The organism is Streptomyces sp. NPDC093252 (assembly GCF_040683675.1).
Classification (GTDB): domain Bacteria; phylum Actinomycetota; class Actinomycetes; order Streptomycetales; family Streptomycetaceae; genus Streptomyces.
Map to the genome: position 1 here is coordinate 103,764 of NZ_JBFBEM010000001.1, position 22,458 is coordinate 126,221.

Consider the following 22,458-nt stretch of genomic DNA (forward strand, 5'->3'; position numbering starts at 1 on the left):
TTGTGGCCTGGCGGTTGCCTCTGAACGGCTCAGGGCCGCTCCGACACCGAGATAATCACACAGTAACCAGCCGTGTCCAACGCGTGAGAAAGTGTGATGAACAGGCAGACCTGACGCTGCGTCGTGCCGGGTGCGACGGTCGGCACTGCGCCTTCCGGCGGGTGTCTGCCGCATGTTGCCAGTGCACGCCGGCCGGCTGCTCCTGTGTCATGCCGTGCCGGTGCCGGTCAGGGTCAGGGTCAGTCCACTGTGCCGTGGACCAGGCCCAGTTCGTCATCCATGCGCAGACGGTGACGTCCGTACTCCTCGCTGTGGGCCAGGTCGCGGGCAGGGGCGGGGAGCAGCACCAGGTCCGCGAGCAGCGGATGCTTCTCCCAGCCCTCGGGGGGAGAGTGCTGCGGGCCGCGTCGGGCGACCCAGGCGGCCGGGACGGTCACCGTGTGCTGCAGGATACGGCGGGCCTGGTCGGAACTGGGATGTGTCCGGACGGGCAGCGGCCGTGTCCCCGCCCGGTCCAGGGCCAGTTCGCCGCCGGCGGTCAGGTAGCAGGGCAGAAGGCGCCTGGGCAGGGTGCCAAGACGGGTGGCGGCCTGGGCGGCGGTCAGGTACTGGCGGTGCAGGTCGGCCAGGGCCGACACCCGGTCATGGGGCGGGATCAGGTGCACGGCGCTGAGATGTTCCTCGGCCATGGTGCGTTCGAGGTGCCCGGCCAGCAGCCGGCGCAGGTTCGCCGTCTCCTCGGCGAACGGGCTGTGTTCGCCGTGGACCTCCTCGACCAGATCCTGCACGTCACCGGGCACGTCCAGGTGCAGGTCGTGGTTCCTGCCGCGCAGGAGGGCTGCGGTGGCGTGCAGCAGGAAAGCGGGCTCCACGGTGCGCCACCCGGCCGGTACGGCGATGGTCCCCGCGGCGCCGAGCGGCTCCAGGACCGTGAGGTGCGGCATATGGTCCGGGCCCCACCAGGCCGGGCGGCGGCTGGTGTCCTGCCACAGGCGGTGGAAGCGGCCGAGACGGCCCGCGCGCTGCAGGAGCCGGGCGATCGATGCCAGGTCGCTGACCATGAGGTCGACGTCGATGTCGAAGCTGGTGTCGAGCATGCTCGTGGTGACCACGACCAGCCGGTCCGGGCGGGGCCCGGCCGGCCCGAGAGCCCGGCGTACCCAGCCGGTGCGCTGTCCGCGCACCCAGCCGGGAAACCGTGAGTGCAGCAGTATCAGTTCCCCCGGATCGCCGGTCCAGGACCGGCGCAGATAGCGGTAAGTGTCCTGGCTGTCGGCGACCGTCGCGCACCCCACCGCTGCACAGCCGCCGTCCCGGACCACCTGTCGGATCGTCCGGCCGATCACGGCGAGCCGCTCGTCCGGTGCCACGGCCCGGCCCTCATCACCGAGCCGCCGGTAGGTCACCGGGCGCGTCGTCACCCGCAGCGGGCGGCTCTGGGCCCGGGAATGCCGGATCCGGGCTCCGTCCTGCATCCGGTGGGCGCTGCCGGTGGCGGCATCGGCGAACAGCCATCCCGGAAAGCCCGGCGCGTAGTCCGCGGCCCCGGACCGGCCCGGCTCATGTCCGGCACCGGCCAGATAGGCGGCCACCATCGCGCTGCCGGTCGAGGCGGGCATCGTTGCCGACAGCAGCACCACCGGCACGCGCAGGCCCCCCAGCCAGCCCAGCAGCCGCAGCAGCTGCAGGTGGCTGTACGGGGACAGGGCATGTGCTTCGTCGACGACCACCGTCTTGCCCGACAGTGCCAGCAACCGCAGCGCGCTGAACTGCACCGGCAGCACGGCCATCTGCGCCTGGTCGACCGTCGCCGCGCTGAACTGGGCCAGCAGCGCGGCTTCCTGGCCGCCCAGGAGGAACCCCTCAGGCGCGGTCGCCTCCCCCGCCTCAGCCGGCTCCCGCACAACGTCGTCCGGGCCCCCTGCACCGCCCCCGCCGCGCGCCGGGATGCCGGCCCTGTCCGTGCCGTCGGGCACCAGCGCGGCCGGAGCGACGACAGGACCAGCCTGCCCGCCGGCCGCCCCGGCGGTGGGCCATGCTCCGGCGTAGGCGGCATTCAGCCTGCTGTGACTGTGGACCAGCGTGACGGGCGCCCGCTCGGGACGGTGCGCCCGCACATACCCTTCCAGCATCTCCCACGCGGCATCCGTGGTCGCCGTGGTCGGCATCAGCCACGCCACACCGGCCGTACCGCACCCGCCGTTGCAGATCCGGGCGGCCTCCAGAGCGCCGACACTCTTGCCCGACCCCGTACCGTCGGCAATCACCGTGATACCGACCCCGTATTCGCCCACCAGGCCCGGCATCTGTGCCATCAGCGAGGCCTGCAGCGCGTTGGGTTCCCTCACATGCCGGTGAGCAGTGGCGAACGGCAGCGGCTCCAGCACGACGCGCTCCAGTCCCGCCTCGCCGACCGCCTCGACCGCCCGGGAGCGGGCGCCCGCGAAATGCTCGGCCGCACCGAACGCCGGCATGTCCGCCGCGTCCAGCCAGTGCCCGCGCCGCCCGGACAGCCGGCCCGCCAGCATCCCCACACCGGTGATCAGTACTGCCGCCTGCACCGAGAAACACTCCGGAACCGTCACCGCACCGGTCAGGTACCGCACCAGCGCCGCGTAACGATCCCGCAACTCCCGCCAGGCCGGCCCGCCCGCTGTAGCCGCGACCCTCCGCACGGCAGCGCCGCCACTCACATCGACCTGCAGGAACCGGCCTCCCATGCCCCCGACCACCTGCGCACCGCGCACCGCCGCACTGCTGTTGCCGCCGGCAGGGAAACCGAACGCGGCCAGCACGCCGAACGCCACATGCATCGAAGACCGGTCCACCTCCACCGGTACCGGCGGGATACGGCCCGCCCCGGCCACCAAATCCTCACCCAGCCGCGCCCACGCGCCACGCTCACCCCTCTGGAAGCCAGGCACCAGCTTGCCCAACTCCCGCAAGCCCGCCAGCAACGCCGTCAGCGACCGCGCCTGCTCATTGCCCATACCCAGGCCCTCGGAGATCACCGCACGCTGCGAAGAGCTCAAAAACCGGTCCCACAGCACCCCCGCAACCGCCGCATCATCCAACATCCGGAACAACAACGGATACGACAACCGAGTCTCCGCCTTAAACTCGGCCCACGCCACGAGATCAATACCGCCGAACCGCGCATCCTCAACCGCCCCCACCCGCAACCCCCTTCAACCCCGGCCCAGTCACACCGGTAACAATCAGCACAATAGACTTCACCACATGTCACCGATTCAGCAACACGATCCACCCAGCACACGCAGGGATGACTCAGCCACCCTCGTCGTCCCCGTCTACCCCATACCGCCCCAACACAGGCAGAGATGATTCACGCATGTAGCAGGCGTCATCAGAAGCTGCCCCTGGGCCCGTCCTGCCGAAGCAGGACGTCACTCCCCGATACCCAAAGGAATTCACCTACCACACCAAGCTCAATCACACGAACTCTTCTGCCACCGAACGAAAACCACAGTCAGCTCTGGTAACGTCCCAGCTCAACAAGCCTCAACCCCGCACACGCCGGGATGGCTCTCTCTCGGCCCACGTCTCGGGGCCGATCGACCGGCTCCACCCTGCACGCGGAGGGATGACTCCAGATCGCCGCTGTGAGCGATCAGGTCCGGATTCCCCCTGCACAAGCGGGGATGACTCCGCCTGAAAGCGGATGATGTGCATCCAGTCCGGCTCGCCCCGCACACGCAGGGGCTTCACCGGCGTAGCAGCGCCATCCGACGCTTCCCCAGGCCCATCCTGCCGGAGCACAACGTCACTCCCAACAGCCAGGGCCAATCACCCACCGCACCGCACCAGCCCAACCTGACCTGACCTGACTCAACCCCACGAACTCTTCTGCCACCGAACAAAAACCGCGGTTCGTGCTGAGATCGTCCCAGCTCAGACTGGCCTCCGCCCCGCACGCGCAGGGATGACTCCCGGCATATACGATCTTGGAACCGGTATCCGAACTCCGCCCCGCACGCGCCGGGATGACTCGAGGCTTCTCGGCCGTCGACGACGGCGAGATCCCTCCGCCCCGCACGCGCAGGGAAGACTCGCTGATCATCGTCGCGCCCACTCAACAGCAAGCTCACGCCTAACCCCCGCAGGGATGGCTCTCACGGTTTGAGGCCATGGGCGTGGATCTACCGCTCCGCTCTGCACATGCAGGGATGACTCCAGGGCGTTGATGGTGCCGAAGGCGCGCTCGACCTCCACCCTTCACGCGCAGGGATGACTCCTCGGCGCGGATGCCCCCCTCGATCGCCTCCGACTCCACCCCGCACAGCAGGGATGACTCGTGCCGCTGCCAGTCCGCCGGCCACGGGGAGTTCCGCCCCGCACCACGCAGGGCTGACTCCCGGCTTTCCCCGTAGCGGGCCACCAGGTCCGTCTCCACCCAGCACACGCAGGGATGACGTACTCGGAGACGTCACCGTTGAGCAACTGCGCCTCTGCCCCGCCACACGCGGGGAAGACCTCATCAGTCGTGCGCTCTAGCAGGTCAGGCGCCAGCCGCTATTGCACTTCTCACGAAAATGTCCTGCACTCTCTCACTTGACGTCCCACCAAATTCTCGCTGACTGTCACTCTTGGTTTCCCTGAGGACTGGCAAATCAGCACGTGAGAAGGGCTGTCGCTTCAGAGGAACATTGGGCATCGAAGTGAGAAATTTGCCGGACATCGAAGTGAGAACCAGCACTCACCGACGGCCAGCTCCACGAGGTCCCGTGGATCCATCGCGACCACGTCCACCAGCCCTTCAATGAAGCCATCTGGCGTCACGTCCAGGCCGAGGTCGAACAACGCGGAGACCGCGACCAGCACGAGGCCGACATCGCCGACGCCCTCGACCAGCTCCTGCGCCGCACCCGCCACCCCGCCGAGACCGATCAGAAAACCCGCCGTCGGAGAGCCTCCCGCTCCGGTACGGCAGCACAGTTGCCCGATCTTCCAGGCCAGCGGCGCCCACTCGACGCAGAGACCGCACCGGCCCCGGCACCGGACTGGGGCGAGAGCCTGGACGGCCTCGTCAGCGTCGACACGACGGCCGAGACCGGCACAAGCGAGCCAGAGGGCGTGCTGCCGGCCGAGGCAGGCGGGTACGGGCTGTGGGACGCCGAAGCGGAAGCCGAGCAATGGCAAACGCCTCACCGGGCACGAGCGATACGCCGACCGACGGGTCCCCGTCGACAGCGCACCGGCCTCCCAGTGCCGCGGCAAGCACCGCCGGCGACGCCCCTGATGCGCAGCCACAGGCGGTGGCCACCTGGGACGGCTTCCATGCCTTCGCCACCACGCCCGCGGCAGCCCCTCCCCCACCCGGCACGCCGCACCGCAGCCTTGAGGAACACCTGGCCTACCACTCGCGGTTCGTCACTGTGCGCACGCCGGCCATCGACGCGCTCGCCAAGAACGTGCGCACCCTGATGATCCTCGGCCGCCACCAGACGGTCACCGCACGGCCATCCCTCATCGTCACCGGCCCCGCCGGCGCCGGAAAGACCACCGCCCTGCTCCAGGTCGGACGCGCCTGCCACCTCGCCCACACCCGTCGCCACGGCGCCGCAGCGACGGCCGGTCAGTCCCCGGTCGCCTACGTCCTGGTCCCACCCGCCGCCAGCGCCAAGACCCTCGCCATCGAGTTCGCCCGCTACCTCGGCATCCCCGTCACCGCCGGCATGTCCCAGGCCCAGATCACCAACGCTGTTTGCCACACCTACACCGCCGCCCGGGTACAGCTGGTGATGATCGACGAGATCCACCGACTCAACCCCCGCACCACCACCGGCGCCCAGAGCGCCGACCTGATCAAAGACCTCACCGAACGCATCGGCGCCACCTTCGTCTACGCCGGCATCGACGTCACCACCACACCCCTGTTCACCGGGGTACGCGGAGCCCAGCTCGCCGGGCGCGCCTCCCTCATCGACTGCGCCGCCTTCCCCGCCCGCCTCGGCGACGAAGAGCCCTTCCGCGACCTCATCACCGCGATGGAAGGCGCGCTCGACCTGCATCACCACCGGCCCGGAACCCTCCCCAAGCTGGCTCCCTACCTGCACGAGCGCACCGCTGGCCGCATCGGCAGCCTCGCCCGCCTCATCCGCCAAGCCGCCATCACCGCCCTGGTCGACGGCACCGAACGCATCACCAAGACCACCCTCGACGCGATCCGCCTCGACCACCTCGCCGAACAGCACTACCAACCCCGCACCCGGCCCCGAAGCCGCGGCATCAGCACCCCGTGACCGGGACACACGTCACGGCCCGGATACGGTCCCAGCCGCTCCCGCGCAGCGCGGCGTCCCCACCACAGAGGCATGGCTGCGGACCCCGTCAGCAGCACCGGGCGTGCTTCGTGTACGGCCACTGCCCTTTGAGGCGACCGCCTCATATGGGCAACGGATCGCCGACACCTACCAGGTGACGCTGTCCCAGCTCCTTGACGGCGTCGGCATCACCCTCCCCGGCCACGGCACCCTGCCAGCAGCCGAACTCCACCTCAATCACAACGCGGCCCGGCGCCTGACCGCCCTCGCTCGATTCCCACTCCCCCACCTGACGCGCGCCCTGCCCCACCTCGCCCTGCCGGGCGATGCCCACGGCACCGAGGCCGCCGCGCACTGGAAGCGGCTCGAGGCCGAACAGCAGCCCGTCCGCGCCTGCACCCTGTGCACCCGCCACCGCAGCCACGACGCCACCGACACCGCCTGGGCCCACCCGGCGCCACAACGGCTGGTGTGCCCACGCCATCAGCAAGCAGCCCCCGACCCGCGGCTCACTTCCACCGTCCGCACCTGGGCCGTGCCGGAGCTTGTCGCCGCGCACCATGCACACCAGCGACTCCTACGGCACCCACGCGCCGCCACCGCTTGGACCACCGCGCGCGCTATCACCACCCGCTGGTACGACCACCAACGTCACCTCACCCACCGCTGGCACACCCGCCTGACCCAGCTCTGCGCGACCAACCCCCACCTGACCACCACGCACAGCGCCTCCCCCACCCTCCTGACCCGCGACCTGGTGACCTATCCAGAAACCGTTGCCCTCGTCGGCGCACTCGCCACCCTCCCGCGCTGGCCGCGCCACGACACCAACGACGCCCTCAACCTCATCGCCCACCGACTCGGACTGCCCCGCCTGCCCCTCAATGCGAGCGATCCCATCCGGGTCTTCCTCACCCACACACGCCACTGACCAGCACCATCCAGAACCCCACACCCCCAGAAAGCGCAGCCGCCCATAGACGTGCCACCACACCTACGAGAAAGCCAAGATCAATCCCCCACAACTACCGAACCGCAAGCCAAGCCCCCGAACAACCAAACCGAACACGCCCCAAGCCACACCCACCACACCCGAACGCAACCACTTCACCCCATCCCGAATCCCACCCCAAAAGACGAAACACCAGACCACAGCAGTCCAGCCCCCTGAAGATCACTGACCCGTCACAGCAGGTTCTCCCCGGTGACTGCGGACTCCTTCCACTAGTCAGCAGGGCGTACGAACCTCGGCGCCGACGCGTGTGTGGCAGCACAGCGGCACCTTGTCACGGGGGTCAGAGTGCCCTTGGCCCCCGTGAAGCTCTCCGCTCCCCCGGGGGCTGCCCGATCGGCATGCATGGTCGCTCTCTGACTGGACCGGGAGGCGGTGCAGCGTTCCGTTCCAGAGCGCACCCAACTGCAGCAGCAGGGCAGGGCAGGTGGAGAACAGCAAGCGGCCAGAAGGTCGACGTCGGGCCGATCAGGGAATGCCGCTGTTCAAGTCGGCGAGACGGCCCTGAGGATCATGTGCAGGCCGTCCCTTGCGTGTGCTCGATCTTGAGGATCGGGTCGTACAGCAGCGCCGTGTCCGACCCCATCGGGCTGTAGGACCTCGACCTGGTACTCCGCTTCCCACGCGAGGAGTTGGGGTGCGGCCGCAGCAGCAGGGGGCCAGCCTGGACCGACGGCACGCGGCCGGTCGGACAGTGCCCTTGCCCTCCAGCCCGCCGGGTCGGGACCACCGCGGGGTGATAACCCGTGGCCGGTTCCGTGATCTTTGCGATTAACGCGAGTGGCCGGCGAGGACAGTGAGGTAGTGGGTGTACTGGTCGGGCGTGAGGCGTTGGCCGGACCATCCATGGCAGAAGGAGCAGCTGGGGCCGTTCCATTCCCAGAAACTGGTCAGGTCGAGGAGGTCGGCCAGGGGCATTCGTTCGGTGTCCGGGGTGAAGGGGCGGGCGTACTGGCAACCCCTGCCCACGAGGTGGGAGCGGCCCTGGTAAAGGCCGCCGAGGTTGCTGCCGTAGATCCACAGATCGGCCAGCGGCCCGAGGGCGGCGGGGTTTTCCCGGAAAAGATGCACGTTGAAGTGGCAGCCGGGGAAAGTGAGGGCGTCGGTCCAGGCGTCGCGCAGGCCGAAGTGCATGTGCTTGACCTGGGCGGCCAGGTGACGCAGGTCGGTGTCGCGGGTGGCCTGTGCAGCGACGGCCAGGGCAGTGACGCGGTCGCTGCGGCTCCAGCCGGAGGACTCACACTCGCGCTGGAGGTCGGACAGGCTCGCGGCGGCCGCCAGTCCGTCACGGGGCTCCGCCTCTGCCTCCAGGGCGGGGGCGGGCCGCCGGCGGTTAGCGGCCGGCACGGGAGTCGCCGGCGGGGCGGGCGGGGTCACGGTCGGCTCCGGGAGAGCGGGCCGGCCCTCGAGGTGGGCCCGGTAAGCGGCGGAGAGGTCCTCCAGGTCCTTGCGGCGCGCACGGTGCAGGTCGATGGGCTCCTGCAGGCTGGTGTCGAGCAGCTGCACCCCACTGTGGAAAGCGTGGAAGCCGATCGACTCCCACAGGGCGGCGATCTTGACCTTCGCGGTAGCGCGGTCGACGTCACTCACCTCGTCCCGGTTCTCGGGCCATTCGGCCATGCCGGGCTCAGCCGCGACCGCGCAGCAGCCGCCGGACAGGCAGCGGATGGTCTCGGCGGCGAACACCGGGCCCAGGCCGAAGCCGCGCCAGGGACGGGCCAGGAAGACGCGGTCCAGGATGAGCAGATCCCCCACCGGGCAGTCGATGGTCTCCTGAAAGGCATCGGAATACTCGCCGTCGTCGAGGACAGTGGCCGCGATGCTCTCCAGGTCTCCCGACTGGGCGTCCGCGACCATCCAGCGGTCCGCACCGGTGTAGTCACGCAGCCGCCACAGGCGCAGCCAGCCGGCCTCGTTGCCGTTCTCGATGAGCTGCTGGCACCTATCGGTGCAGCCACCGGCGCATTCCTCCTCCTGATCGTGGTAGGCCCGGATGGAGACATGCCAGTGCTCGAGAGTGTCCTCGTCCTCATAGGGCACAGCAGGGTGCCCATGGCTGTAGACCAGCCGCAGCTGGGCCGGATCACTGGGAAGTTCGCTGGCCGGTCGGCGCGCAAGACTCATGAGGGTGGAGGCTAACCGCCGCCACTGACAATCGGTCCGCAGTCGTCGGCTGCGGCCTGGGCGCGGATCGGAGCGCACGGAACGACGTTACCGGTCGCGTGGCCCAACTGCTGAGACAGCGGGTCGGCCCAGGGCGTGAAGCCCGACCCGATATCCATCTGTCGGCGTAGGCAGGGCCGTAGACAGCATCGCGACCGTCCTGCGCGCGATCTTCCTGGGGCCCTTGTCTAAGGTCTGAGCCAGCGGCTATCGCGGGCCATGACACGGCCGCGCAGTCGGCAAGTGGTCAATTGCGCACAACTCCTGTCAGAGCCTCGGTGTGCAAGGGTGGAGAGGACAGGGGGACTGCCCCAGATGTGCATGCGCACCGAAGGGCGGCGCTTTCAGTGCTGTTTCGTCTGACGCCAGATGTTCTGATGAGCCCGGTAAAGATCGCGCAAGGCACCGGACGGTCTCTCGGGCCAGGCGGCCCTGATCTGCCTCTCCCCCCAGCAGAGGGTGACGATCGCACGGTCGGCCGCATACCGTCGAAGGAGGTCGGAACGTAGGTACAACAGTCCGCCCGAGAAGCCAGAGGGGGCTGCGAAAGACCGGGCGGCGAGTGCACCAGAGGGTTCGCACTGGTCGAAGCCCGCCGGGAGAGCACGCAGGTCGAAAGCCTGTGAGACCAGTCGGCTGGGGACGTAGGCGGTCGCCTGGTTCTGGCTGCTGTGGTGGGGCTCCCAGGTGAAGTGGTGGGCCAGCCTCTCGAAGCGGAGGTCGGGCCGGTCGTAGCGCGGTGTGCCGCTGTACAGGTCCTCGGTAGTCAGTCCCGGTTCGGGTGCAGCAAACCGGGTGTGCCATGGGATCTCGCCAGCGAAGACGTAGTACTCGGCGGGCAGGTCGATCATGTCTCGGCCCGGGTGGGGCAAGGCATCGAACACCTCTAGGAGGTCGGTCAGGTTCTCCTGGTCGATGAGGACGGTGTTGAACAGGCCGAAGGCGTCGCGTCCGGTGGCCACATCCTTGGTGTCGATCTCTGCGTGCACGAGTATCCATGGACCTTCGTCCTTATCGAGCAGGGCCGGCGCAAGGAAGTCGTCTGGCACGTCAACGATTCCGTGGCGCAGCCATTCGAGGTCGTCGGTTGGTGTCCGCGGCGTCCAGGTGCCGAGCGGGACCAGGACCGGCTGCGGGGGCTGGGGGAAGGTCGGGTCGATGTCTACTTCAAGGTCCTCGGGTGGCTGGCCGCGGTCGGCGAGCATGCCCGCCATGGTGTGGAAGCCGATCCAACCGTACTTCTTACCGTAGCGGTCGATCCGACCGCTGGGGGTGCGCCGCCGCCGGGACGCTGCCGAGGTGATGCGGCGTTCCACTTCGTCGAACGGGTCGTGGCGCCAGCCCAGTGCGTGCACTACGCCGAGGACGACGGCGGTGGCTTCCTGGTGGCCGGGGTGGGAGTCGTCGTAGTTATCGCGGTCCGAAAACAGGCGTCCGAGGGTGTAGTTGCCGAAGTCCATGCCGATCGTCGGGCCGACGTCATCCCGGCGCGGGTCGTCCTCGGGCAGCGGGGTGATTGCCGGTGCTGGGCTGAAGGTCAGGGGTAGTTCGGCTGCGGCTGGCACCGTGGCAGGATACGAGTGGTGGGCTAGGTCTAACGTTGAGGAGACGTAGTACCGGGTCAGGGCGTGGAAGGTGGGGTGGGTGGCTTCGGCTCCGGTGTAGGCGTTCAGTAGTCCTGCCAGGTAGTCGGGCAGGGCGGCTTCCAGGTCCGGGGTATGGAGCGGGTGGGTCGTCGCGACGCCGTAGCAGGCGGCGACCATGCGTTCGCCGACGTAGGCGTCGTTGATGGTGATCGCTTCCAGCGTGAGGGTGAACAGTCCGCTGATGTCGTACCGGCCGTACCAGTACAGGGCGGCCGTGGCGGCGTCGCGGAGGTCGCGGTCGGTGCTGGTCAGCGTCCACATCAGCCATCGGGCTCGCAGCCGGTCGGATTCCACGCGGTGCGGGTGGTCTCGCCAGCGTGTGGCCAGGGCGGTGGTGTCGGCGAGGAGGGGGCGGCTGTGGGCGCGCTGCCACTCGCTCCAGCGCAGGTCGCGGTCGGCGACGGAGCGGTCGCGCAGGATCCGGTCGAGGAAGACTGCGTTGAGGGGGTGCCCGGGGGCTGCGCGGGTGCTGTAGAGCCGTTGGAGGATGTCGTTTCTCCCGCGGAGGTCGTCGCAGTGGGTGACGAGGGCGTCCACGGTGGCGGAGTCGAGGTGGTCTGCTTCAAGCCGGGCAGCGTGCAGGAGGGCAGGCAGGCGGAGGGGTTCGGCAACGGCCTGCCACAATTGCGCTGCCCCGGCGCGGGGCAGAACACCTGCCAGGGCCTGGAAGATGTCGGTGGCGAGCGGATGGCGTTCGTCCGGCGTGCCGTTGAAGCGTGCCGTGGTGGTGTCTTCGTTCAGCAGCTGGGCGATGCCCCTGCCGTGGGTGTGCACCAGACTGGTGGCGATGACGTGACCGGCCATCAGGTCGTAGACGAACGACCAGGCCGCGCCGCCCGCGTCGTCGGGGTGACGCAGGAGGACGCCTTCGTGTTCGAGGGCGGCGAGAAGACTCTCCTGCCAGCGGCGATAGGTGTCCTGGCAGAGCTGCTTCGCCTGGGTGTCGGGAAGATCGCGGGCCTGCTTCTCCCACAGGGCGCTTCCCAGCGCGTCGAGGGCCTGGTTGACGTCGTTGGGGTGGATGGACAGAGTGAGTTCGTAGACGCGGCGGGTGGCGGAGGTGAGGAAATCGCTGAAGATTCCGGTGAGGGAGCTGGGCAGGCTCGCCGCACTGACGGGCTGCCTGCGGTCCCGATTGGCTGCGGTGCAGTAGATCTTCAGTGTCAGCGGGTGACTGAGGAGTTCGCGCGGTAGGTCGGCGCCACCTGGTTCGATTTTGTAGTGGGTGAAGTAGCGGGCGATGGCCTCATCGAGGTCTTCGTCGAATCCGTCGAGCTCGAGGATGTCGTTCACGCCGGGGGGGATGGTGTCGTCGAGGAAGGCCTCGCGTACCGTGCACACCACGAGCACGGACGGGTACCGCTTGAGGGTCACCTGCAGACTGCGCAGCAACGGCGGCCACATGGTGGGGGTTTCGGCCTCGTTGAGACCGTCGATGACGATGGGCAGCCGGCATCCGGCGCGTTGTGCGGCCGCGTCGACGGCGGCGAGGAGTTCCTCGAAGGAGGACAGGGGCTTGCCCGCCACGGTGATCTGACCGGCGAGGTCGTCGAGGGTCTGGCGGGCGCTCAGGCGCCTGCCGTAGAGCAGGACGCCAGCAGGACGTGCCACTGTCGGCGCGGTGAGCGTCGCAGACAGTTGTGTTTTGCCGAATCCAGCGTCGCCGGTGACGATCGCGAGTCGGGTCGATAGGTGATCGGTGACGTGGTGAGCGAGAGCGGCGGCGTCGCGGATGTGGGCAATCAGGTTGGTCAGCGGCAGCGTGGCGGCGTGCCGCAGGGCCCGCAGCCGCCGGAGCACGACGGGCTGCGCCAAGGGGGCCGGGGCCACGGTGCGGTCGGTGGCGCCCAGCAGCGGGGAGGGCTGACTGTTGCGGATCTGCTGGTGTGCCTCGTGCAGGAGTTCGGAGATGTCTCGTCCCGTGGCGATGATCGTCGCGGTCTGCTCGGCCAGCGGGGCCGGCAAGGTAATGGCCGCGTCGTCGAGGGCCGCTTCGAAGCGGGCGATGTTGTGGTGAGTGTCGCTCAGGTCGTCCCACGCGTCGGGTTCGGCGAGCATCCGCCGAAGCCGGTGCTCGGCAGCCGATGCCTGATGCACCTCGGGGATCCAGCGTTCGCCCGCCTCAGCGGCGGCCCGCTCATGCTGTTCGGCCAGACGCTGCGGGGTCAGGACGAGGGAACCGAAGTAGGACTCGCGCAGCAAGACGGCATCTCCGACGAGGAGATGGTCGAGCTCAACCTCCGTGGCCAGGTGCAGCTGCATCCTGGTGGGCAGACCACGGAACCACGTCTGGTCACCGGCGGTGAGAGGGTGCCGGGTCCACAGCACGAAGTCGGTGATACCCGGGAAGTGCTTCTCGGTCTTCCTAAGGGAGTCCTCGACATCGGCTCGGCGGCCGGCGCCGATGGCGCGGCCCGAGGGGATGTCCCACCACTTGGTCTGCCACCCGAAGCAGCGACCGGGCTCACCCAGCGGGCAGGCGGGCTGGTCGATGTCGAGGTGGAACTCGACTCCAGGCTGCTGGGCCAGGGCGATGAAGCGACCGTAACGAGCGTATGCGTGGGTGACGGCACCCCGGCACAGCAGCTCGAAGTTGTCCCGGCGGCTTCCTGGCAGCGCGGTGAACTTCTCCCAATCCAGCCCGGTCATCGGATTGTTCGCCCCCTATTCGCCCCGGCCGTGGCCGGTGCCGGGGTAGTCGTGCGCGGAATACACCTCGATGCGGGCCCCCTTGTCGAGGAAGACCTTCAGCAGCGCCTGGACATCGTTCTCATCGGTAGTCACCACGATGGAGTCGCCCTCGCGTCGCATGGTGAGGTCGTACAGGAACTGCTCAAGCTCACGCGGCCCGACGCTGTGAATGTTGAGGTCGCTCAGCAGTTTCAAGACCTCGTCGCTGAAGCGGTCGTCCGGCTCGCCGATGATCAGGCGGCCGGCTTCCTCCTCCGCTTGCAGAGCCTTGGTGAACTCTTTGATGACGGTGTGGGCTCGTTCGGCGGCAGTGGCGTCCTTGAACCGGCCGATCATGACAAGGTTCATGGAGTGCTCGGTGCCGTACCCGTACCAGACCTTCATGCGACACCCTTCTGCTGCAGGCGGTCGAGCGCGGCGAGAACGCCACGGTCGTCGACCGGTTCGCCGGCCGAGTGGTAGGAGGTGCGCCGCAGGGTTCCGGCGGCGTCGATGTGGGCGTAGGCGCGCAGTCCCGTCTCGCCTGGCAACGGCTGAGCGGTCGGCAATGCACCGCTGTCGCCCTCGCCGATGGTGAGGGCCACAGACCCGCGGTAGTTGGTAATCCATTGGTGCAGGGCGGCCACGGTGTGCGGGGTGGAGCCCGGGCGTCCGCGTGCCGGACGCTCGGGCAGCAGCAGGAGTTCCGCAGCCCCGGTCGAAGCCGCAAGGTCGGCGACCGCGTCGAGATCCGGCAACGTTTCAGCATTAACGACGCAGTTGAGCCCGAACCGGAAGGTCCGCCCGATCCGATTGAGCCGCTGCACAAGCTCGGCAAAAGGGCGGCCGCGCAGCTTCTCGTAGGTGGTGTCGACTCCGTCGACACTGACGCGGACGAAGTTGACCGCTCCGGCCAGCGCATCGATCAACTGAGGGGTGAAGCGGTGTGCGTGTGTCGTCATCGTCACCGCCAGGCCCGTGCGCTCAGCCGTGTGACGGCACACCTGCGGAAGGCGGCGGTAGAGGGTGGGTTCTCCGCCGCCGAACCCGATGCCGAGGCAGCCCTCTGTGTCCAGTTCGTCGATCCATGCGCACAGCCGTGCGGCCTCGAGCACCCCAGCGGACTTGGGCGCGTAGCAGAACGGACACGCCAGATCACAAGCATTGGTCAGGGCGATCGACACCTGGCGGGGCGCACGAGCCCACTGCGCTTCAGGGACATCGACCTCGTCGAAGAGCATATTCAGGCCCGTGCGGCGGTCGAAGAGGTGCATCCCGTCGGGACCGACACGACGTTTCACCCACAGCCCCGCATCACTCACGCATCTTCCTCCAGGTTCCGGCTCAAAGTATGGCAGACGCACCAGTCCCGGCTACCCGGTTCCTCACCAGTCACAGCAGTTTGGGATGGCATACGACAAGCCCTGGCCAGTTATGACCCAGGTCGTGCTGGCTGGTGGAGCCCGCCTCATTCCCCTCAACCCTGGCCGTCTGCGTCAGTCGGTACGCGACACTCCCTCGAGGAGGTGGCCAGGTGGCAGGCACGGTGTCCGCTGCCTTCGGGAACCGGACGTGATGTAGAAGGCGTGCAGGGGTTGCCGGCCATGAGCCCTGTCATCTGGGTCGGGGCAGGAGTCCAGGGCTCGCCAAGCCTGCTCGTGACCGCCTTCAGCTCTGCCTGAAGTCACGGGCCAGAAGCTTCATCTCCTCGCCCCAGACGGTTACGTTGTCGCCTTTTCGGCCGAACTCCTCGCGGGCCAGGCGGTAGAACCCCGCACCGGGCTCTCCCTTCTCCTTCAGCACCACCATGGCGGAGAGTATCGCCTTCGTGCCGTCCGGGCTCTCCTGGTGGGAGACGTCGGCCAAGAGATGATCCATCTCCACGCTGTGTCCCGGGACGGTGTGGCCCTCATCCTCCAAGAGCTTGCTCAACTTCTCGTACCGGATCGGCCAGCCCCCGTTACGGGCCCGCTCCAGCAGGATCTCCGCCATGGCCTCCTGGGCCGCCTCGTACTCCGATGCCCCTCTCCTCAAGATCTCCCCCTCAACATCAGCAGGGACACCAGAGTAGTGAGATCGAGCCGCGTGTTCACCTCCGCCTGCTCCTTACCTGATCGCAGCACGACAGCCATCTACGCCACCGAACACGCCGACAACCCATCGATGAACTCCCCAACGCTCCGAACTCAGGGACTATTGATGTGAAGACTCAACCTTCGCTGCAACAAGTCGAGCTGCGGCTCCCCGTCCGCTTCACCTCAGGGCTCAGTATTGCGGCATAGGACGTACCGTCGATCTGTCCAGCAGGATCGTCACTTGACACCACCGCCTGATGTCAGCAGCCGCCACCAAGGGCATCACCTTCAACTACAGGTCAGAGGGCCCATCTCGCATACCTGACACTGGCTCAGTGACGACATCCCCTCAGTGGCACTGCAACGGCACTTCACAGGAGGTCCGGGTTCCTCCGTGCGAGGACGGCGACGGCGAGGGCCTCGTGCGGGCCACGATGAAGGACGAGTTCGGCCCGGTCAGGCCCGGGGGTCGTGGAGCACGGCATGGGTGTCGCTCAACAGGTGCCCGCCGCGTCGCCGTCCTGATAGTGGTCGCCGGTGCCGGCGGACAGGGCCTGGGCCTGGGGCTTCCAGGGCGTGACAGGTACGGGAGTTAAGCGTCGGGCCGGGGCCCGGAAGGGCGTCGGGGAGGGGCTGGGGAGACGGGCGGTGGAGGTGCTCGTGCTCCGGCGGGGGACGGCCACCGTCCGCAGGACCGGCGAGGGCCGGTGTGCCGGGTCCAGCGGTACGGGAGCGAGCCGGTGGACGTACCCGGGTGATCGTCACGTTCCGGCGGGTGCTCCCGGAGGATCCGGCGGCCCCGCGCACGACGGAGCGGGGTCGGCAACGGCGGCCGCGGTGCAGAACCGGGCCGGAGCCGGGAGCCCTCCCTTCGGGGCCCGGACGGGTCCGGGGCCGTGCTGATCCACCGGCGCAGGGTGTCGAGGAGATCACGGGTACCGGGGGGCCGTGCCGCCGTCGCGCAGGGCGCGGGGGAACTGGTGGAGGACGGTCCGGACGCGGGTGGTGAACAGGCGGTGGCGGATGGGCTGGTCGCGGGCGCGGGCCCGGCGTGCGGCGGCCTCGTACAGGTCGGCCACCGCCGGTGGTCAGCCGCACACCCGAGGCACGGCCGGCGCGGTGTGCCCGTCGGCGCTCTTGCGCCGACGGGCGGTCACGGTGGGGCCGACCCGGGGCGCCGGAGCGAACGGGGCACCCATCACCCGTGCTCAGGGCGGACACCGTCGAGGTGACAACTTCCAACGCCGGTGTGCAGCGGTGGGCCGGGGGCGAGGAGAGGATACGGGTGGTGGAGGCGCAGCCGGTCTGTCCGTTGCCGGCGAGTGGGACCGCCGCCGGGCCGACTCCGGTTGCGGTCAGCTCCGCGTCGTCAGAAAGACGGCGCCGGACCTGCCGCCGAAGTCCGGTGTCACAGGCGTCAGCAGGCGCCCGCGGGTCCTGCCGGGCCGGCATCCCTCCTCGGTCCGCCCCGCCGTCCCGCCGCCTCGCTCACGGGCCGGTTCCTACGGGCCCGCCGTGCTTCGACATACGCCGACCCGTCAAGTAAGTTGACCAGTGACACTTTATTTGTCAGGGGGCCCGCGGGGCGGCCCGGTGGGTTCCCCGGTACTTGGTGGTGGTGTGCCTTGACCCGACTCTCGAAGACACTGGCCAGCCTCAGCGTGCTCGCCCTGGCTCTCGCCGGGTGCACGGCGGAATCCCCGTCACCCCCGGATTCCTCGGGGGCCTCGGGGGCCTCGGATTCCGGGGGTGACGGGGCGGTGGTGACGGTGGCCGGCGGCCCGGTCCGGGGCACCGTGCGACCGGACCACCGGGTGTTCAAGGCAATCCCCTACGCGGCCGCTCCGGTCGGCGACCTGCGCTGGCAGCCGCCCGAGCCCGCTCCGCCCTGGAGCGGCACGCGCGACGGCACCCGGGCGGGAGCGCAGTGCCCGCAGTCCGGTACGGTCCTGCCGGGGTTCGTCTCCCCGCTGCCGCAGAGCGAGGACTGTCTGTCCGTCAACGTATGGGCGCCCCCGGCCGGGGACGACGCCCGGCGGCCGGTGCTGGTGTGGATCCACGGCGGCGGCAACGTGGGCGGCAACGGCGATCTGTACGACGCGCAGCGCCTGGTGACCCGGGGCGACCTGGTTGTCGTCACCCTCAACTACCGGCTCGGCGCACTGGGATGGCTCGCCGACCCCGTACTCGCCGCCGGCGGGAAGGCGGGGAACTACGGAACCCTCGACCAGCAGGCGGCGCTGCGCTGGGTCCGCGACAACATCGCCGCGTTCGGAGGCGATCCGGCGCGGGTCACGGTCGGCGGTGAGTCCGCGGGCGGGAGCGCGGTCTGCAACCAGATGGCCGCGCCCGGCTCGGACAGCCTGTTCCGGGCCGGGATCCTCCAGAGCGCGCCCTGCTCGACGCAGTTGTCCACCACCGCGGAACGCAGCGAGGCGTACACGGCCGCCGTCGGCTGCACCGACCCCGCCACCGCCGCCGCCTGCCTGCGGGAGCTGCCGGTCAGCACCCTCCAGAAGACGGCCGGCGCGCCGAACGGCCCGGTCGCCGGCGGGCCGGGGCTGCCCGTGGCTCCCCCGCAGGCACTGGCCCACGGCGCAGGGGGCAAGCGGCCGGTACTGGTGGGCGGCAACACCGACGAGGGCACCTTCTTCACCGCGCTGGAACCTCCGACGACCGCCGGGGAGTACCCCGGCAGGCTGGCCGGGGCCCACCCCGCCATCGCGGACCGCGTCGAGCAGGCGTACCCGCTCTCCGAGTACGGCGGCGATCCGCACCTCGCCCTGTCCGCCGTGACCACCGATGCCATGCTCGCCTGCCCCACCGAGCGGACGATCGATTCACTGCGCGGCACCGGATCGGCGGTGTACCAGTACGAGTTCGCCGACACCACCGCACCCGCACCGCGGGACATGCCCGAGGTGTCCTTCCCCCTCGGCGCGTCGCACACCTTCGAACTGCGCTACCTCTTCGACATCAAGGGCTTCGGCCCGCTCACCGCGGCACAGCAGCGGCTGGCGGACCAGATGGTGGGCTACTGGGCGCGGTTCGTCCACACCGGCGACCCGGCGACGCCGCGGCAGCCCGCCTGGCCGGCCCGGCAGACGGACACCCCGACCCGGCTCGCCCTGCGCGCCGACGGCCCCCGGGCCGTCAGCGAACCCGACCGGGACCACCACTGCGACCTCTGGTCCGCGCCCCAGTGACTGGCCGCGCACCGGGGGGCACGGCGCCGGGTCCGCGCGGAGCGGAAGGAACCCGCCCGACCGGCCGCCGGGTGACGCGGACCGCCCCGCCCCCGCCGGACCCGGGCCCGACGTGAGCCCCGGCCCGGCACAGACCCGCACCCCGGCCGCGACCGTAGCCGCGACACACCCGGCCGGGGCCGACGAGATCCACCCCCTCGGCGGCCGGCCGGGGTGCAGGCGGTCACGGCGTCGGCGCGGGGCACCGAGACCACCGGCCCGTGCCGGCCCCCGTCGCCGGGCCGGGCAACACGTGTGCCGCCGGGAGGAAAAGGGGCAGTTGTTCGGCGAGGCGGGCACCGGCCCGTTCGCCGTCGCCGTCACGATCTGCTCGGCCGGGCCCAGCACCATCCGGGACTCCCCCGCCGTGCCGGTCGCCGCCTCGTGCGAGGTGGCGACGGCGGCGGTGGCCTACACCGGCGAGCCGGCGCCCCGCATACCGGCGCGTGACTCCGCCGGGGCGACCTGGCGGGACCACGGCCAGGTGCATGAGGCCCACACCCCCGACGCGGCCCACGCACCCGCCGACACCCCCGCCTCGGAGCATGCGCAGATCCTCACCGCGCGGCCCCGTCGGGCGCTCACCGCCACGCACCACCACGGGGCGCCGTTCCCGGGCGGGGCAACCTGCGTCAGCCACGGCGACAAGGCCATCGGCACCAACCGTGCGGCTCCCCGCCCGGGGGGGCGCCCGCTACACAGGGGCGTCTGCGGGTCGGCGAGCACCTCACGACGGTGACACACCGGGAGGTACTGGACGAGCGGAGCAGCGCGACACCCGGCAGGCCGTGCGGCCGGGCGGGCGGCGCCGTTCGGGCAGTTCGAGGGCCGGGCGCGCTCCGGCGACGTCCGTGACGCGGAGCACTCCGGCGCCCCGCCAACATGGAGCGGCCACCGCTTCGTCCGGCAGCCCGCCGCTCCGGCGGCCCGCCCACGGCCGCGCCGCCCGCCGGAACGGAACCTGCACAGGCCATCGGGCTCGTCCCTCCCGCCTCCCCGCACCCCATTAAATTGCCGCCCGCCCTTTTCATGCTCACGATCGGCGTACCACTGGCCGAGCCGTTGCTGCCTGTGCCGGGTCCGAAGCCGGCCGAGGGCAGGCCGCCGGTCCCGGACCGTCAGGCGCTGTGCGGGATTCTGTTCGTGCTGCGCACCGGTACCCAGTGGCAGTGCCTGCCCCAGGATCTGGGCTTCGGCTCCGGTACGACCCGCCGGCGCCGCCCGGCCGTGTGGAACGAGGCCGGTGTGTGGGACCAGTTGCACCTGGTGCTGCTGGGGAAGGTGCGGGCGGCGAGGAAACCCGCTGGTCGCGGCCGGTGACCGCCTCCTGCCACGTCCCGGCGGCCCGGCGCGGCCCGGAAGCGGGCCCGGCCCGGCCGGCCGCGCACGGCCCGGCAGCAAGCACCATGACATCACCGACGGACAGGTCACCCCGCTCGCGGTGTCGCTGACCGGGGGGAACCGCAACGACGTCACCCAGCTCCTGCCCCTGCTCGACAACATCCCGGACGTCGCCGGGACGGCCCGCCGGCCGCGACGGCGTCCCGACGCCCTGCCGACCGACCATGGCTACGACCACGACAAGTACCGGCGCCTGCTGCGACAACGCGGCATCCGCCCGGTCGTCGCCGGGCGGGGCCGGGCACATGGGTCCGGCCCGGGCTGTGATGCGGTCCGGACGATCGCCCGGCTCCATGGCTTCCGCCGCCCGCGCATCCGCCGGGAACGACGCGACGACATCCACGAAGCATTCCCCAGCCCCGCCACCCGTCCGATCACCCACCGACACGTCCCACGCCTTTGCTGGGACCTCCAAGCGATGTGACCGGTCACCCGCTGACCGGCGGGGGCATCCCCGACACCCCCGGACATGCCTGCCCCGAGGCGCCCCCCCCCCCGCCCGACAGGGCCTGCCGGGAGCCCTGGATGGCGAGAGGACGCTCCAGGCACCGTTCGGCGGCTTCCTCGCCCACCCGCCGGCAGGGCCACCGGGTGGTGTCCGGCCTCGGCGCCGGCCCCGCGCCCCGCGCTGCCGCCGGACGCCCCGCCGCCCGCCATCCGCGAACTCCCTCCGGCCCGCCCGGACGCACGGGGCCGCCCCCGGCACGATGGTGGCCGACCTGGTCCTCAGTTAAATCTCCACCCCGACCATGCCAACCGGGCGTCGGCGGACGTCGTGCCCGCCCTTCCCCGGGACCACCCGCCTCCGGGCCACAACCCCCGAAACGGGCGCGCCCGGCCGGCTGCTGCACACGGCGAACCGGGCCCCGTCCCCGCATCCGGCCGTGCCCGTGCCCCGCCGGGACCGCGCTCCCGACGGTGCGGCACACCGAAGGCCCCGGCGGCCCGGACGCCGCCGGCACCGGCCGATCCCGGCCCCCGCTCCGCCGGATCAACGATGCCCCGGCTGCGGTCTCCCGCCCGGAAAACGGTCTGCACGCACCCGCTCGGCGAGGGCTTGCCCCCGCAACCCGCATCCCCACGGGGCCGCCCGGGGCGAAGCTGCACGGAAAGGAGTTCACCACCGCACTCCTGCGGCGCGACGACACCCCGGCCGATCCGGAAACCGCCCCCCGGCCGCGGCCGAACGGTCGGAGCGGTTCCGCGCGCTCCCGGTCCCCTCGGAGAAGAGCGGACGCCCGCTAAACTCAGCACATGTCCGAGACTCCCCAACGCACGGCCCGCCCGCGTGGGCGTCCTCCGAAAGACGCTCAATTCGCCCCGGTCGACCAGGTGATGAGGACGGCGATCGAGGCGTTCTCGGTGCACGGGTACAACGGGGTCTCGCTGCGGACCGTGAATGACGAGCTGGGAGTCAGTCACAATCTCCTGAACCAGCGTTTCGGCTCGAAGGCGAACCTCTGGCGCACCGCCGCCGACTGGGCCTTCCGGCCGTTCATCGAGCATCTGGAATCCTCCGACGACCCGGCCGCCGACCCCATGGTGCGACTGCGGATGCTCATCCGCAATTTCATCGAGTACTCGGCGACCCGCCCCTATCTGGCCCGGCTCGTGACGGTCGAGGGCGCGGCGGCCACCGACCGCCTCGAATATCTCTACCACCAGTACATCGAACCCATAGAGTCCCGGTTCCTGCCCCTTTTCACGGAACTCCAGGACCAGGGCAGAATCAAGAACATCCCGCCGGAGGTCTTCTATTTCCTGCTGACCTCCGGCGGCTCGGCACCCTACGGCCAGACGGGACTCGCCGAACTGATGAGGTCGGAATTCATCTCGCCGGACGAAGCCCGGGTGAAGCTGTACGCCGAAAGCGTCGCCGAAGTACTGCTGAACGGACTCTCACTGACCAGACACACCTGACACACCCGAAACATCCGACACACCGGAACGGCCAACAGCGGC

Annotated in this window: 15 protein-coding genes; 7 read left to right on the plus strand and 8 right to left on the minus strand. The window is 70.1% G+C overall.

All coding sequences use genetic code 11. From position 1 onward, the window contains the following. Positions 1 to 239: 239 nt before the first annotated feature. Together AB0O01_RS00425 and AB0O01_RS00430 are read right to left on the minus strand one after the other, a co-directional pair. On the minus strand, positions 240 to 3,176 hold the full coding sequence (locus AB0O01_RS00425; protein WP_365309379.1) for an HD domain-containing protein: 2,937 nt from the start codon (positions 3,174 to 3,176) through the stop codon (positions 240 to 242). Between the two features lie 1,480 nt (positions 3,177 to 4,656). Next, positions 4,657 to 5,160: a hypothetical protein gene (locus AB0O01_RS00430; RefSeq protein WP_365309382.1), complete on the minus strand. Its 504-nt coding sequence runs from the start codon at positions 5,158 to 5,160 to the stop codon at positions 4,657 to 4,659. A gap of 116 nt (positions 5,161 to 5,276) precedes the next feature. Between AB0O01_RS00430 and AB0O01_RS00435 the strand changes: the two genes are divergently transcribed. Then, positions 5,277 to 6,263 (plus strand): ATP-binding protein, encoded by a 987-nt coding sequence (locus tag AB0O01_RS00435; RefSeq protein ID WP_365309384.1) that lies wholly within the window; start codon positions 5,277 to 5,279, stop codon positions 6,261 to 6,263. Positions 6,264 to 6,366: 103 nt separating this feature from the next. Next, complete coding sequence (locus tag AB0O01_RS00440) at positions 6,367 to 7,215, plus strand: TniQ family protein (RefSeq protein ID WP_365309386.1); 849 nt, start codon at positions 6,367 to 6,369, stop codon at positions 7,213 to 7,215. Positions 7,216 to 8,067: 852 nt separating this feature from the next. Here AB0O01_RS00440 and AB0O01_RS00445 read toward each other — a convergent pair. The 6 genes from AB0O01_RS00445 to AB0O01_RS00470 all read right to left on the minus strand — a co-directional run bounded on the left by AB0O01_RS00445 (position 8,068) and on the right by AB0O01_RS00470 (position 16,929). Next, a complete protein-coding gene (locus AB0O01_RS00445; protein WP_365309388.1) occupies positions 8,068 to 9,420 on the minus strand; it encodes a hypothetical protein in 1,353 nt (450 codons plus the stop codon). A 383-nt stretch (positions 9,421 to 9,803) separates the two neighbouring features. Continuing rightward, positions 9,804 to 13,754 (minus strand): hypothetical protein, encoded by a 3,951-nt coding sequence (locus AB0O01_RS00450; RefSeq protein WP_365309390.1) that lies wholly within the window; start codon positions 13,752 to 13,754, stop codon positions 9,804 to 9,806. 15 nt (positions 13,755 to 13,769) lie between these two features. Then, positions 13,770 to 14,180: a DUF6375 family protein gene (locus AB0O01_RS00455; RefSeq protein WP_365309392.1), complete on the minus strand. Its 411-nt coding sequence runs from the start codon at positions 14,178 to 14,180 to the stop codon at positions 13,770 to 13,772. Then, positions 14,177 to 15,097, minus strand: coding sequence for a radical SAM protein (locus AB0O01_RS00460; RefSeq protein ID WP_365309394.1), 921 nt, complete (start codon positions 15,095 to 15,097; stop codon positions 14,177 to 14,179). The genes AB0O01_RS00455 and AB0O01_RS00460 overlap by 4 nt, the downstream gene beginning before the upstream one ends. A gap of 346 nt (positions 15,098 to 15,443) precedes the next feature. After that, positions 15,444 to 15,767, minus strand: a complete 324-nt coding sequence (locus AB0O01_RS00465; protein WP_365309396.1) for a hypothetical protein — start codon at positions 15,765 to 15,767, stop codon at positions 15,444 to 15,446. Between the two features lie 1,012 nt (positions 15,768 to 16,779). After that, positions 16,780 to 16,929, minus strand: a complete 150-nt coding sequence (locus AB0O01_RS00470; RefSeq protein ID WP_365309398.1) for a hypothetical protein — start codon at positions 16,927 to 16,929, stop codon at positions 16,780 to 16,782. A 546-nt stretch (positions 16,930 to 17,475) separates the two neighbouring features. On the opposite strand from AB0O01_RS00470, the gene AB0O01_RS00475 reads away from it, so the two are divergent. From AB0O01_RS00475 to AB0O01_RS00495, 5 genes are all read left to right on the plus strand, one after another. After that, a complete protein-coding gene (locus AB0O01_RS00475; protein WP_365309400.1) occupies positions 17,476 to 19,056 on the plus strand; it encodes a carboxylesterase family protein in 1,581 nt (526 codons plus the stop codon). 319 nt (positions 19,057 to 19,375) lie between these two features. Then, positions 19,376 to 19,834 (plus strand): histidinol dehydrogenase, encoded by a 459-nt coding sequence (locus tag AB0O01_RS00480; RefSeq protein ID WP_365309402.1) that lies wholly within the window; start codon positions 19,376 to 19,378, stop codon positions 19,832 to 19,834. A gap of 332 nt (positions 19,835 to 20,166) precedes the next feature. After that, positions 20,167 to 20,415: a transposase gene (locus AB0O01_RS00485; RefSeq protein ID WP_365309403.1), complete on the plus strand. Its 249-nt coding sequence runs from the start codon at positions 20,167 to 20,169 to the stop codon at positions 20,413 to 20,415. Next, entirely contained in the window at positions 20,339 to 20,920 is a 582-nt protein-coding gene (locus AB0O01_RS00490) for a transposase (RefSeq protein ID WP_365309405.1), read from the plus strand. The genes AB0O01_RS00485 and AB0O01_RS00490 overlap by 77 nt, the downstream gene beginning before the upstream one ends. A gap of 911 nt (positions 20,921 to 21,831) precedes the next feature. Next, positions 21,832 to 22,416 carry a TetR/AcrR family transcriptional regulator gene (locus AB0O01_RS00495; RefSeq protein WP_365309407.1) on the plus strand — a complete coding sequence of 195 codons (585 nt, stop codon included), beginning with the start codon at positions 21,832 to 21,834 and terminating at the stop codon, positions 22,414 to 22,416. Positions 22,417 to 22,458 lie beyond the last annotated feature (42 nt).

Coding starts and splice junctions, on each gene's coding strand:
- AB0O01_RS00455 (WP_365309392.1), bottom strand. CDS start 14,180: ATGAAGGTCTGGTACGGGTACGGCACCGAGCACTCCATGAACCTTGTC.
- AB0O01_RS00465 (WP_365309396.1), bottom strand. CDS start 15,767: ATGGCGGAGATCCTGCTGGAGCGGGCCCGTAACGGGGGCTGGCCGATC.
- AB0O01_RS00450 (WP_365309390.1), bottom strand. CDS start 13,754: ATGACCGGGCTGGATTGGGAGAAGTTCACCGCGCTGCCAGGAAGCCGC.
- AB0O01_RS00445 (WP_365309388.1), bottom strand. CDS start 9,420: ATGAGTCTTGCGCGCCGACCGGCCAGCGAACTTCCCAGTGATCCGGCC.
- AB0O01_RS00495 (WP_365309407.1), top strand. CDS start 21,832: ATGAGGACGGCGATCGAGGCGTTCTCGGTGCACGGGTACAACGGGGTC.